Raw genomic sequence first — 12,747 nt, forward strand, 5'->3', positions numbered from 1 at the left:
TGCACACTGATCACCAGAACAGCCCTTGGTTATTGATGTTCTTCCCTAGACAAGAAGATCATCGACCAAGGGCTGTTTCCGTGATCGGCCGGGGCCCCGACAGTAACCTCGGAGGTTAAAGATCAAGTTAGCCCTAATGCCCAACGTCTTCAGTGCAGATTTACTAGCGGACCCATCGGCATGATCCCGGCCATGTTCACCACCACATCGACCCCGCCGAACTTCCGCTCTGCGGCGTCGAACATTGCGCTGACAGCGTTCTCGTCGCCGACGGCACCCTGGAATGCGATCGCCGCGGCGCCGGCGCCGGCCAGGAAGGCCAGGGGTCCGGTCCGCGTTGGCCTTGCTTCGCGCATAGTTGATGACGAGGGCGTAACCCACCTCGGCGAGCCGCTGGGCGATTTCCCGGCCGATGCCTCGGGAGCCGCCGGTGACGATCGCTACGCGCTGTGCCTTGCCCATGTCGAGCCTCCGTTGACCCGTGTCCTTCATCCGCCAGACCGAGTCTCTCTACTGGCCAGCATCACATCCAATTCATCCTTTTGATTTGCAGCATCTGTTTTGTTGATCAATGAACAGTTTTCATCCTGGGTAGCGGTTCGTTTCGATGTGGTGCAGGACGAGGATGGCCTGCACCATCGCGGTGGCGCGGGCGTGGGCAGCTGCGTAGCTTGGTCAGGATTTTCCAGGTTTTGAGCGTGGCGATGGCGCGCTCGCCACGGGCACGGACTCCCTGCGTGGGCCCGGTTGATCGCCCACTGTCGGCGTGACAGCCTCGGCCGGGAGCGGCGCGGCATGATCGTTGTGCGCACGCTGCCCCGGGCGCCCTAGTAGCCCTTGTCGGCAAGTCATCACGTCTGCGCTGGTCGGTGCGTCGATGATGCCGTGGATGCGGGCGGGGGTGCGGTCGTGCGCCGAGCCGGCAGTGCCGGTGAGGCCCAGACGAGCCGGCCGGCAGCGTCGGTGACGACATGGACGTTCACGCCGTGCCGTTGGTGCTTGCCGGAGTAGGAAGGCTGCTGGTCGGCGACGCGGTCGATCGGAATCAGGGTGCCGTCCAGGATCGCGTACGCCAGTCGCCGGATGCGCCGCATCGCGGTGGCCAGGTCTTCGGCGGCTGCGGCCGGCACGCCGCCCTCGCCGTGCTCGTGGCCGCCGTGCTCGACGATACCGCGGGCCACCGGCAACGCAGCATCTAGAGATCGTTCCCCTTTGGAACGCTAGGCATGTACTGCCTACGCTGCAGTATGCGCGCAATGGATCTCTCCAGGATTGACCTCAATCTTCTGCCCCCCTTGATCGCACTCCTCGATGAGCGGCAGATAACGCGTGCCGCTGAGCGGGCCGGGCTGAGTCAGCCGGCGATGAGCCGGGCGTTTCAGCGTCTGCGTCGCACGCTCGGCGACGACCTGCTCGTCCGCAGCCCCGCTGGTTACCGCCTCACTCCGCGCGCCGAGCGAATCCGCGAGCAACTCGCCGTGGTCGTTCCCGGGCTCACCGACCTGTTCAACGGTGATCTTTTCGAACCTGCGACGCTGCGTCGCAGCATCCAGGTCGGCGGCAGCGATTACGGCATTTCGGTGCTCGGCATCCCGCTCGCGCGGCGCGTCATCGATGCCGCACCCCGAGCGACGGTGTGTTTCCGCCCCTGGCACGGGGGCTCGTTCGAGCAACTCGCCCACGGGGAACTGGACCTCGTCTTCTACGGTGCGCAGCTACCCGCATCGCTGTGTGGCACCCCGCTGTTTGCGGAACGGTTCGTGTGCCTGGTGGCCGATACTCACCCGCTGGCTGGGCGCGAGAGCGTCGACCTGGAGGAGTACCTGACCTATCGCCATCTCGTCGTTGATATCGTCGATGGCCTGCAGCCGGCTGTTGATGAGATCCTCGGGGCGCGGGGCATGCCGCGCAAAGTCGGCACGATCATGCCGTTCCACATGCTCGCGCCGCACGCGCTGACGGGAACGGATCTCGTACTCACGTTCCCGGAACGGCTAGTCGGCAGGTACGCGGACTTGTCAGGGATTGCGATGGTGGCTGGGCCGTCCGAGATCGGTACAATGGTGTACCGCATGGCCTGGCATCCCCGAATGGACGGGGATCCCGTCCACCGCTGGCTGCGTGACACAGTCATCGCCGTCGCCCGCGAATTGCAGTGACCGGTGCAGCGCTCGGCCGTCCGTGTGCGGACAACTGACCGACCTCGACGTCCTACGGGCCGGCGCCGCTCAGGCCGACGGCGTGATCAGCCTGGCCTTCGGTAGCGACTACAGCACCGCGGAGGCCCTCACCCGATCGATCGCCGAGGAGGGCGCGGCCAGGCGCGCTCTGAGTGAGCAAGTGATCGGCAGCGGTCGGCCGATCGTCACGGTCTCGTCAACCCCGTGGGTGCCCGGACGCCTGTCCACCGAGGCCGATCCGCCGCCGCTCCCGGGACCGGTGGCCGGTCGGGCCCAATCGGTCAACGCGTTGCTGGCCCCGGGGTTCGCGTGGGTACGCGGCTTGGCCGTCCGCATACCGTGCACGGTTCACAACGAAGGCAAGGTCAGTACCCGTCAAGCCGTAGGTCGTGTCTCGAAGTCGGGTGCGGCGTGTCGGGGGTCGATAGATGGCGAGGTCTCCGGTAGAGAGTTCATCGACCAAGAAGAACCTGAATACCGGAGACCTCGCGGCCACCATAGCGGTGACGAGGCGACACGACCTGACCGACGTGCAGTGGGCGGTGCTGGCGCCGCTGCTGCCTGCGGGTAAGCGTCCGGGTCGACCGTCGCAGTGGAGTAAGCGGCAGCTCATCGACGACATCCGGTGGCGGGTGCGAGTCGGCGCGCCGTGGCGGGACGTGCCAGCGTGTTACGGCTCTTGGCAAGCGGTGTACGCGCTGTTTCGGCGGTGGCAGCGGGCCGGTGTCTGGCAGCAGATCGTGACGGGGTTGCAGGCCTGCGCCGACGACATCCACGTGACCCGACTCGGCGTCGGCCGGCCCCGCACCCGCCCCGACCTGGTCCTGGCCGACGAGGCCTACACCGGCCGAGGCAACCGCGCCCATCTACGCTCCTGCGGAATCAAGGCCTGCACCCCCAGCAAGACCGACCAGGACGCTCACCGCAAAGCCAAAGGCTCCATGGGCGGCCGCCCACCCGCCTTCGACAAGAGCCTCTACCGGCTACGCCCCGCCGTCGAGAACGGCATTAACCGCTCAAACGCCACCGCGGCGTCGCCACCCGATACGACAAGCTGGCCGTCCGCTTCCGAGCCGTACTCACCATCACCACCATCACCGAGTGGCTCTGACCGGCTTAGAAACACGCCTTGGGTACACCGTCAGTTACCGAGGTTGTAAAACGCCGGGGCATCAACGCCTCCTCCACCGCTGCCAGCATCGCCGCGGTACTCATCGACCAAACGCTGCCGGTCACACCTCAAATACGGACGACCAAGCCGCCACCCGACCCACGAGGTCTCCCGAGCACGTTGATGAGCGCAAGGGTTGAGCCCGTCAGGACGCCCACCATGGGCTGCGGGCACGGAGACGGGCCTGTTCGCGGGCCATTACCCCGGAGAAGGTCTTTCGCGGGTACCACGGCATGGTGGCGATCTGGTCGAAGCCCGGGACGGACTCTAGGTGCTCGACCATCCGCGCCCGCATGTCCTGGTCCGGCAGTGGGCCGCGCATCGCCGCGACGTTCTCGGCGGCGTGCGCCGGATCGGAGGTGCTGGGCAGCACGCAGGTGACGTCCGGGTTGCCCAGCACCCACTTGAGAAAGTATTCCGACCAGGATCTGATCCCGAAGTCGGTGGCGAAGGCCGGCAGCGGCCGGTTCCCGACCACCGCGTGCAGCCGCGCCTTCTCGAGCGGCATGTTCACCAGGACCGCGGTGCCGTTGGCCGCGGCGGCAGGGATGATTTCCTCCTCCGCGACACGGGTGTGGATGGAGTAGTGCACCTGCACGAAGTCGAGGTCGCCGCGTTGGGTCCAGTTGAGCAGCGGGCCGAAGTACACGGGATCGTGGTGACTGACGCCCACGTACCGGACCCGGCCCTCCTTCTTCCAGGCGTGCAGCAGCGGGACGACGACGTCAACGTTGACCAGGCTGTGGCACTGCAGGACGTCGATGGGCGTGCGCCGGTGCAGCCGGCGCACCGATTCCCGGCGAGCGGTCTCGGCGTGGCCGTCGTCCCACAGGTATTCCCCGGTGACCCACGTCTTGTCGGTGATGAACATCCGGTCGGTGACACCGAGCTCGCGCCCGATGTCACCGAGGTTGTGTTCGGCGCGTCCGTAGAGCGGGGACACGTCGAAGACGCGAGCGCCGCCGTCCCAGTACCGGCGCACCACCTCGCGCAGATGCCGCCGCGGAGCGCCGGGGAGTGTGTCGAAGGTATTGAAGGTGCCCAGCCCCACGGCGGGCAGCCGGCCACCACCACGGGGGATCTCCCGGGTGATGATCTGCCCACCCGGCCGGGAATCGGCGGCACCGGCGGCGTCGGCGGGCACCATGCCCGCCGCGACGCCGAGCCCGGCCGCGGCGAGCACCTGGCGCCGCGTCGGCTGACTCGCCCTCTCATCGGCATGCCGTGTCGTCATCTCTGCTCTCCATTTGCGTCTTCATTCCCGGGCGACGGTCGCCATGTCTCGTGTATCGATCTTGCCACATTCCGCAGAACATCGATATTGCGTTCTTGCTATAGCCGATATGCGTGGAACGCATGCCCGACGGATTCCACCGAGGGGCATCTACCATTCCTTTCTCGGCAGCCGGTCGCTGATCCACGGCGAGCCGTATCTCAGGTCCTCCGTCGCGCCGGCGGCGTCGGCGGCCGGTCCCATCCTGGGGAAGGCTAAGCCCGATGCCCAACGGTGTCTCCTCGGCGTCGCCGCGAGTCGGTCGACTCGACCACGGATGGACGGCCGCGGACGGCACATGGTTCACGACTTCGAAAATGCTTGCCTCATGTCAACGCCATATGGATGTGGCGAGCAGTTGATTCCCGGCGTGTATGCACACGAAGCATGTCGGACATAGCATTTTCGAATCGTCTGCGCACGCCCGACCGATGGTAAGGTTCAGGCCATTGATCATGGCTCCCGGAGATCGAATGAAAGGCCGTCATGAAATCTCATCCCAGTCGGCGCCGGGCATTGTCGGCCGCCGCACTAGTAACAACGACGGCGGTGGCTCTCGCCGCCTTCCTCAGTGCCGGCGCGCCGGCCTCGAGCATGGACAATGCCTCGGGACGGTGGCAGACCCGCGCCCCGATGGCCCTGGAGCGCCAAGAACTCTACCCAGAGTCGTTCAACGGCCGGATCTACGTCGCCGGCGGTCTCCTCAACCCGAACACCGGAGCATCCGCGCATTTCGACGCCTACGACGCCGCCGCCGACAGGTGGGTCCAACTCGCCACCCTGCCGGACGCACGCCATCACATCGGGCTGGCCGCGGCCGGCGGGCGAATCTACGGCGTTGGCGGGTTCAGCGGGGGCTTCCCCCGATGGCAGGCGCAGGCCGACACCTACGTCTACTCCCCGGCCCAGGACAGCTGGTTCACCGGTCCCGCGCTACCCGCGCCGCGCGCCGAATTCGTGATGGAGAGCGTCGACGACCGCGTCTACGTCATCGGCGGCCGCGTCCGGGCCACGGTAGACGCAAGCAGCTTCACCACCCACGTCGATTCCACCACCAATGAGATGCTCAACCCGTCGACCGGCCAGTGGACGACGCTCGCTCCCGCACCGACCGCCCGCAACAGCGCCGCGTCGGCGGTCATCGATGGGAAGATCTACGTCATCGGGGGACGCCAGTTCTCCCTCAACCCGGACGGCACGCCCGTGCAGCGCAACCTCGGCACCGTCGAGGTATTCGACCCGCGTACCAATCGCTGGGAAACGAAGGCGCCGATGCCGGCGCCGAGCGGCGGCCTGGCCGCGGCGGCGCACGACGGCTACATCTACGCCTTCGGCGGCGAACTGCAGGGCCCAGCGCCGGACGTGTTCGACGAGGTGTGGCGGTACGACCCGCGACGCGACAAATGGACCGCCGCCGGGAACCTCCCCACTCCTCGCCACGGCCTCGGCGCCGCCACGGTCGGCGACACCATCTACACCTTCGGCGGTGGCACACGGGCAGGTGGCAACTTCGCCAGCAACCTGAACGAAGCCCTCACACTGCGCTGACCTCGGCCGCGCCAGCCTACGGGGTCGGTGGCCGGACCCGGCGGTCCGGCCACCGACCCCGTACGTGGATCGATGAACCAGATGGATGCGGGACTCCTGTCCGTCGCGCATCTGCAGGACGGGCCGCCCGGGCGGCTGGCGGGTCGTCCTGTCGCGCGGTTTCCCGTACGACGTCCACGCCTACGACGACGCATCCCGGGGCCGGCTGTCCGAGGCGCTGCGGCCGCTGATGCCATGCAGGCTGTCCTTTCGGCCCACCTCGCAACCATCGTCTCGGACACTGCCGCTGGGGCCTCAAATTCCACTGGGACACCTCGGAGCCGATCGGGTCATTTGTCGCAGGCGATGCCGTCGCCGTCGCGGTCGAGGTCGTAGATGTCGCGGCCGATGACCTGTAGCGGTCCGTCGACGTATGCGGGGCCGTCGCCGCTGCCGCCGGCGCAGTCGACGTCGCTGGCGATGGGTACGCAGACGCCGCTGGTAGTTGGGACTGTACGACGAACGGTGTAACTGCTGATCAAGGAGCAGCACCTGATGTCTGAAGGATCGATAGCTGCCGTGGATACTGCCGCGGTGGTGATGAACGGGCCGGGACAGCCGGCGGAGGGTGTCGACGCGGAGCTGGTCGCCCAGCTGGTGGAGCAGGCCCGTGCGGCGGGTCTGCAGCTGACCGGCGACGGTGGTTTGCTGCAGCAGCTCACGAAGCGTGTCCTGGAATCGGCGCTCGAGGGTGAGGTCACCGATCACCTGGGCTATGACAAGGGCGACCCGGCGGGTAAGAACGGCGGGAACTCCCGCAATGGTGTGCGGGCCAAGACGGTGCTCACCGATGTCGGCCCGGTCGAGATCGACGTGCCGCGTGACCGCGACGGCTCGTTCACGCCGCAGATTGTGCGCAAGCGGCAGCGGCGGTTGTCCGGCGTGGACGACATGGTGATTTCGCTGTCCGCCAAGGGCTTGACCACCGGGGAGATCCAGGCCCACCTGGCCGAGGTGCATGGCGCCGAGGTGTCGCGGCAGACGATCTCTACGATTACCGACAAGGTGATCGAGGGCATGACCGAGTGGCAGAATCGGCCTCTGGACCCGGTCTATCCAGTGATCTTCCTCGACGCGGTGCATGTGAAGATCCGCGACGGAAGGTCGCCAACCGGCCCATCTACCTGGCCCTGGCCGTCACCGTCGAGGGCACCCGCGACATCCTCGGCCTGTGGGCCGGCGATGGCGGCGAGGGCGCCAAGTTCTGGCTTCAGGTCCTCACCGAGCTGAAGAACCGCGGCGTCGCGGACGCGTGCATGGTGGTCTGCGACGGGCTCAAGGGCCTACCGGACGCGATCGGTGAGGTGTGGCCCGAAGCGGTCGTACAGACCTGCGTGATCCATCTGCTGCGGGCGGCGTTCCGGTATGCCGGCCGGCAGCACTGGGACGCCATCGCCAAAGCCCTGCGGCCGGTCTACACCGCGCCGACCGAGCCGGCTGCCCGCGCCCGCTTCGCCGAGTTCACCGAAGCCTGGGGCGGGAAGTATCCGGCAATCGTCAGGTTGTGGGAGCAGGCATGGGCGGAGTTCGTGCCGTTCCTAGCCTTCGACGCCGAGATCCGCACCGTCGTCTGCTCCACCAACGCCATCGAGAGCGTCAACGCCCGCATCCGCCGTGCCGTCCGCGCCCGCGGTCACTTCCCCAACGAGGCCGCCGCGCTCAAGTGCGTCTACCTCGCGGTCATGAGCCTCGACCCCACCGGGCAGGGCCGCCGGCGGTGGACCATGCGCTGGAAACCCGCCCTGAACGCCTTCGACATCGCCTTCGAAGGACGCCTGTCCGCAGGCCGCAAGTAGCCGTCAACAACCCGAGTTACACCGTTCGTTTGACAGACCCTCACGCGGTGGCCGTCTCGCGTCCACCCCGCTTCACCAGCAAGATCTCAAACGGCGGCTGCCGCACTAGGATGATTTCGCGGCGGTAGTCAAGGGGACACGAGGGGTACTCACATCGGGTCGCGTGGATGCTTACTCCTGCCGCAGCGGCTCTGACCAGGACGATCAGGCCTGCCGTGACAGGCCAAGCCGACCAGCTGCCACCCGCCCCTAGGCTCCGCTGAGTGATCACATCGTCCGCTCTTCCCGATCATCACCGCCACCGACCGCCGCAGTCGACACAATTCGGACCCGATGGGGACGAGGTTGAAATTGGCCAACAAGGCCTGTGGGATCTTCAAGATCGACATCTTCTGCCCCGGCAAGGCCGGACCGTGGGGACGCCCGAGTGCGGAGGAATAGAGCCGGCGCCCTGCCTCAGCTGCATGAGGTCCACGCGGCGGGACCAGCGCAACACGCCTGCCCGGAAGGTTCAAGCTTGCAGGCCACGATGCAAGGGCTAGTCGCAGTGGGGCGAACTGAGATTGGTGACGAAAATCACCTCACATCAAGGCGGTGTCTCTTCAGCTACGCAACGTGTCTGCGCTCGGTGAAGATCGGCATGCGTGGCTACGGCCTGTCACGACGTGCGGTGGGCGGGTGAGCAACGCTCCGCAGGGATTGATTCGCGTCTGTAGCACCAACCGTTCTGCCGTGATAGAAACTCCACGGGACTACCCGAGGTTGCAATTTTCCGCCGGGGTGCCGACGGCAACATTTACAGGAGGCGACATCAGCGCGGCGAGAACTGAAGGGGAATTCTGTTCGCCACGGCAGAGAATTTCACGCGCGCACCGCCGCCCGGCCGAAACGCCCCTAAGCAATCAGCGGACGAAGCTGGTGCACACGAGGAAAACGCACTGGCAAGCGCGCCCACCACGCTCCACTGCTCAGCCGACAACAGAGGGAAGCCCTCATCCACCGGCACGCGGAGCACCTCTCATCGTCGCTCCTCCCGGAGCCTGGCGGGCACCAGTGGGACTCGCGACGGCAGGGGCGACCTGCAGCCCATGAGCGCCGGGGACGGGACACCGCAGTTCCGGGCGCGGTTCACGGTACGTCTATCGGAATGAGCCGCAGATCGAAAACTGAAATACAACGGGGAGAATCGTGACCGAGTCCGATATGGTATTGGGCGACCTACTGCAAACCTACCGCAATTCAGCCGGCCTTACACAACAGAAGTTGGCGGATCTTTCGACGGTAAGCATCCGGACGATACGTGACCTTGAGCTCGGAAAGGTTCGACGTCCGCGACGCGAGACGGTGCAGTTGCTGGCCAATGCCATGGGGCTGCGTGGAAGTCGCCGGACCACCTGGGAAATGACAGCCGGTCGGGCGTCGGCCACCGAAACAATAGAGCGGCTGCTCACAGCGCAGCCCGGCCAACCGTGGGCGCCGATGGGGCCGACGGTCGGCCGCGACTCTGAACTGGAGCTCCTGCTACATCACCTAAGGTCGGGGCGGGACCGGCTGGTCAAACTCGTTGGGCTGGCGGGGGTGGGAAAAACCCGTCTCGCTCTCGCCGCCTGCCGGGCCATCAACGAGGAGGACGGCGTTATAGTCGCCTGGCTGCCGGACGGCGAAGCCGGCCCGCCCGGCGGCCGCGTCCGGCTGGCCCTAGCGGCACAGATCGGCAAGTTACTCGACCGCGATGTGCCCGCCGTCGATGACCTCGCGTCCGCCATCGGAACTCAGCACGTGTTGCTCGTTGTGGACGGTCAGGAGACCACCAGGATCCCCACGATCACACTCCGGGCCATGCTCGACAACTGCCCAGCGCTGCGGATCCTCTGCACAAGCCGGGAACCGTACCCGGACCCGACCGCTCTGGTCATGCCCCTTGCGCCTCTCCCGCTGCCCGAGCACAGCGCACGCTCGACGCCGGCTGAGGTCACCAGCCAACCGGCCATCAGTCTGTGGCTGTCGAACGTCCAGCGACTGCGCCCCGACTTCGGACTCACCGAGTCGAGCATCGGCATGGTTGTGGACATCTGCCGGACGCTGGACGGAATTCCCTCAGCTCTCGAAGCGGCCGCGGCGTGGTCGCTCGTCTACTCGCTCGACGAGATACACAGCATCGCCCGTGAGGATCCGCTCGTCCTGGCGCAGATGCCCAACCACCCGCCCGGCGGCACGGATCTCGGCATTCTCCTGATGAATACCATCAGCGAGCTGAAGCCCGAGCAGGCGAGCCTCCTGCACCACGTTGCGACGCTGCACGATCCCTGGCCGCTTGAGCAAGCGTCGCAGGTGGCGAATCGGGCGCTGGGCGAGGTGGCCAGGTCAGTGCACAGTCTGGTCCTGCGCGGTCTGGTCCGCAGGCAGGAGCCAACGGCACGGGGTCTGGCCCAATTCGGCATCTTGAACCTGGCGCGTGCGTTGATTCGACCTTCAGCTCCGGGCGGATGGCGCGCCGGGCCGATGGGTTCGGGCAGGGTCTGTCCGACGTAGGGCTGACGGGTTCGCGGCTACGGCGGGGGCGCGTTCATTCGCGCGCTCCTGTCAACCGCACGTCCCGTGCTTCGCGTTGCGTGCCGAGGAACAGAATCAGCAGGAGGAAGGCAAGGCCGTACGCCGCGATGGTCACGGACACGCCGAGCTGAGCGGCGAGAAGGCCGAAAGCGGTCAACGTCAACGGGGCCAGCGCCGAATCGGTAATGCTGACCACGGCGCTGGTCCGACCGAGATAACTCTCCCCGACAGTGGACTGGAAGGCCCCCGCCAGCATGGGCGAGGCCAGACCTGCGGTAAGGCCTACGACAACCATCAAGACAAGCGTCATAGCGTAGCCTCCGGCACCCGCCAGCGCCAGGGCGACCGCCTGCGCCGCGAGCAGGAACAGTGCCGCAAGCACCGGGCGCCGCTGCGGCCAGACGATCGCCAGCAGGGTACCGAGGCCGGCACCAGCGCCGATGGCACCGGTGAGCAAGCCCAGACCCGCAGCGTTCCAACCCTCTTGATCGGCGCGCAATGCCACACCGACCACGACGACCGGGGAGACGAAGACGTTGAGCCCGGACAAAGCGATGACAAGGCTGCGCACGTGTGGGGTACGGGCCAAATACCCGAAGCCAGCGCGCATGTCGGCCCACAGCGAGCCGCCGTGGGCCCGCTCCCGGGCCCACCGGGGCCGCACCTGGACCAGAACGACGGCGATCACCGCGAACGACACCCCATCGGCGATTATGGCTCCACGGAGGCCGAACAGGGTCATCACCAACCCTCCCACTGGAGCGCCGACCAGCATGGCGATGCGGATGAGCAACTGACGGATCCCGGCAAGCCGGCTCAATTCCTCCTTCCGAACCAGCTGCCGGGGAAGCGCCTGGGATGCGGGTCGGTAGAAGGCATCGGCGACGCCGAACAGCACGCCGACGGTGATCAGCAACGCGGCGCTGACGCCCCACGACTCGTACGCGACGAGGGCCCCCAGCAGTATCAGTACGCGTAGGACGTTGGACCACAGCATCAGCTCGCGCGCTTCGAACCTGTCGGTCACCACTCCGCCGAGCAGCATCAGCCCCGCGCGTGGAAGGGCGATGCTGGCGAGCACCACACCCGCCAGAGCGGGGCTGCCGAGCTGCACGGCCGCGTAGGCAAGCGCCACCAGCCAGATCTGGTCACCGATGCTGGAGACGGCTTCGCCGAGTGCCCAGCCAAGGACCGTCCTGTCGCGACGTAGGGGCGGCGGCTCTACCGCGGGTTTGCCGGTCGAAGTTGCGGTGGGAGAGCTCACCACACGGTCGCTCACGGCCGCCCCGGAACGCCACGGGCGAAGAAGAAGACGGTTTGCCGCTCGCCGTCGGTGGATGTCCCGGTGCGTTGCTGCCATTCGGCGATGAGGTTCGTAATCTGCTCACCGAACTCGGCAAGCTCGTTCGGGGTCAGGCGCAGCCAAGAGTCCACGGAGAACGGTCCGTCGCCCCAGCGTGATCGTTCATCCCCTGAAGAAGTGAGCCAGGAACGGACCAGCTCCACCTGGCGATCCAGGTTCAGCGACTCGGCAGCGAGGGCCACCGAGTAGGCCACCGGATCGTCTTCGAGGTCTGCCGCCGACCAGCGGAGGGCAATCGGGGCCAGCCGCCACCAGCGCTCGCGTCGGTCCCGGCTCAGCTCGGGCGCCTCGACGACGAGCCCGCTAGCGGCCAGCAAGCGCAGGTGGTGGCTGACGTTGCCGGAGGCTTGCGAGGTCCGCTCGGCCATATGGGTGACCGTGGAGGGACCGTAGGCGCGGAGCACGTCGAGTAGACGCCGCCGGACCGGATGGGCCATCGCTGCCAGGATCCGCGAATCGCGGATGGTCTGAGGGCGAGCGGGAGAAGACATATCCAAAGGTTTATCTCCCCAAGAGCTGTTGCGCAATACTTGTTGGCAAAGACGGCCGCACCGCGCCGCTGCCCGTCACGCTCGCCCAGCTGGGCCGCCTGCGTGACGGATTTCAGGTCGATTCGGGTTCGTAACGTTCCCGGTCCTCAGATGGAGGCTGGCCACAAATCTTCGGCGGCGAGCTGGTCCGCGTGATACTTGCCCACCGCACTGGTGATCAGCCGCAGTTCGAGCGCGATGCACTCAACCAGCCGGACCAGACCTTCGTCGGGACACTCGTCGGCGGCGAGGAATGCGGCCCGCCCCAGTCCCACTGCTCGCGCCCCCAGGGCG

At 66.8% G+C, this 12,747-nt stretch carries 8 protein-coding genes and 5 pseudogenes; 5 read left to right on the plus strand and 8 right to left on the minus strand.

What is annotated here, in order from left to right:
- Nucleotides 1-149: 149 nt before the first annotated feature.
- The 3 genes and pseudogenes from E1211_RS33960 to E1211_RS24365 form a co-directional block, all read right to left on the minus strand.
- Nucleotides 150-356: an SDR family oxidoreductase gene (locus tag E1211_RS33960; RefSeq protein ID WP_371686197.1), complete on the minus strand. Its 207-nt coding sequence runs from the start codon at nucleotides 354-356 to the stop codon at nucleotides 150-152.
- 25 nt (nucleotides 357-381) lie between these two features.
- Nucleotides 382-492 (minus strand): annotated as a pseudogene (locus E1211_RS33965) (hypothetical protein); the annotation flags it as partial.
- Between the two features lie 90 nt (nucleotides 493-582).
- Nucleotides 583-1,124 (minus strand): annotated as a pseudogene (locus E1211_RS24365) (transposase family protein); the annotation flags it as partial.
- A 132-nt stretch (nucleotides 1,125-1,256) separates the two neighbouring features.
- On the opposite strand from E1211_RS24365, the gene E1211_RS24370 reads away from it, so the two are divergent.
- Together E1211_RS24370 and E1211_RS24375 are read left to right on the plus strand one after the other, a co-directional pair.
- Nucleotides 1,257-2,159, plus strand: a complete 903-nt coding sequence (locus tag E1211_RS24370; RefSeq protein WP_165947336.1) for a LysR family transcriptional regulator — start codon at nucleotides 1,257-1,259, stop codon at nucleotides 2,157-2,159.
- A gap of 524 nt (nucleotides 2,160-2,683) precedes the next feature.
- A pseudogene (locus tag E1211_RS24375) lies at nucleotides 2,684-3,291 on the plus strand (transposase).
- A gap of 205 nt (nucleotides 3,292-3,496) precedes the next feature.
- On the opposite strand, the gene E1211_RS24380 reads toward E1211_RS24375, so the two are convergent.
- Nucleotides 3,497-4,585 (minus strand): aldo/keto reductase, encoded by a 1,089-nt coding sequence (locus E1211_RS24380; protein ID WP_132351335.1) that lies wholly within the window; start codon nucleotides 4,583-4,585, stop codon nucleotides 3,497-3,499.
- Between the two features lie 555 nt (nucleotides 4,586-5,140).
- Here E1211_RS24380 and E1211_RS24385 point away from each other — a divergent pair.
- Nucleotides 5,141-6,172, plus strand: a complete 1,032-nt coding sequence (locus E1211_RS24385; protein WP_207915495.1) for a kelch repeat-containing protein — start codon at nucleotides 5,141-5,143, stop codon at nucleotides 6,170-6,172.
- Between the two features lie 329 nt (nucleotides 6,173-6,501).
- Here the strand turns inward: E1211_RS24385 and E1211_RS24395 are convergent, their stop codons facing one another.
- A complete protein-coding gene (locus E1211_RS24395) occupies nucleotides 6,502-6,693 on the minus strand; it encodes a hypothetical protein (RefSeq protein WP_132351336.1) in 192 nt (63 codons plus the stop codon).
- 58 nt (nucleotides 6,694-6,751) lie between these two features.
- Here E1211_RS24395 and E1211_RS24400 point away from each other — a divergent pair.
- Nucleotides 6,752-8,007, plus strand: a pseudogene (locus E1211_RS24400) (IS256 family transposase).
- Nucleotides 8,008-9,195: 1,188 nt separating this feature from the next.
- Nucleotides 9,196-10,539, plus strand: coding sequence for a helix-turn-helix domain-containing protein (locus E1211_RS24405; protein ID WP_132351337.1), 1,344 nt, complete (start codon nucleotides 9,196-9,198; stop codon nucleotides 10,537-10,539).
- Between the two features lie 34 nt (nucleotides 10,540-10,573).
- Here E1211_RS24405 and E1211_RS24410 read toward each other — a convergent pair whose 3' ends face one another.
- The 3 genes and pseudogenes from E1211_RS24410 to E1211_RS24420 form a co-directional block, all read right to left on the minus strand.
- On the minus strand, nucleotides 10,574-11,839 hold the full coding sequence (locus E1211_RS24410; protein WP_165947337.1) for an MFS transporter: 1,266 nt from the start codon (nucleotides 11,837-11,839) through the stop codon (nucleotides 10,574-10,576).
- Complete coding sequence (locus tag E1211_RS24415; RefSeq protein ID WP_243709676.1) at nucleotides 11,836-12,360, minus strand: helix-turn-helix domain-containing protein; 525 nt, start codon at nucleotides 12,358-12,360, stop codon at nucleotides 11,836-11,838. The genes E1211_RS24410 and E1211_RS24415 overlap by 4 nt, the downstream gene beginning before the upstream one ends.
- Nucleotides 12,361-12,560: 200 nt before the next feature.
- Nucleotides 12,561-12,747 (minus strand): annotated as a pseudogene (locus tag E1211_RS24420) (glutamate synthase); the annotation flags it as partial.

This window comes from Micromonospora sp. 15K316, assembly GCF_004348525.1.
GTDB lineage: Bacteria > Actinomycetota > Actinomycetes > Mycobacteriales > Micromonosporaceae > Micromonospora.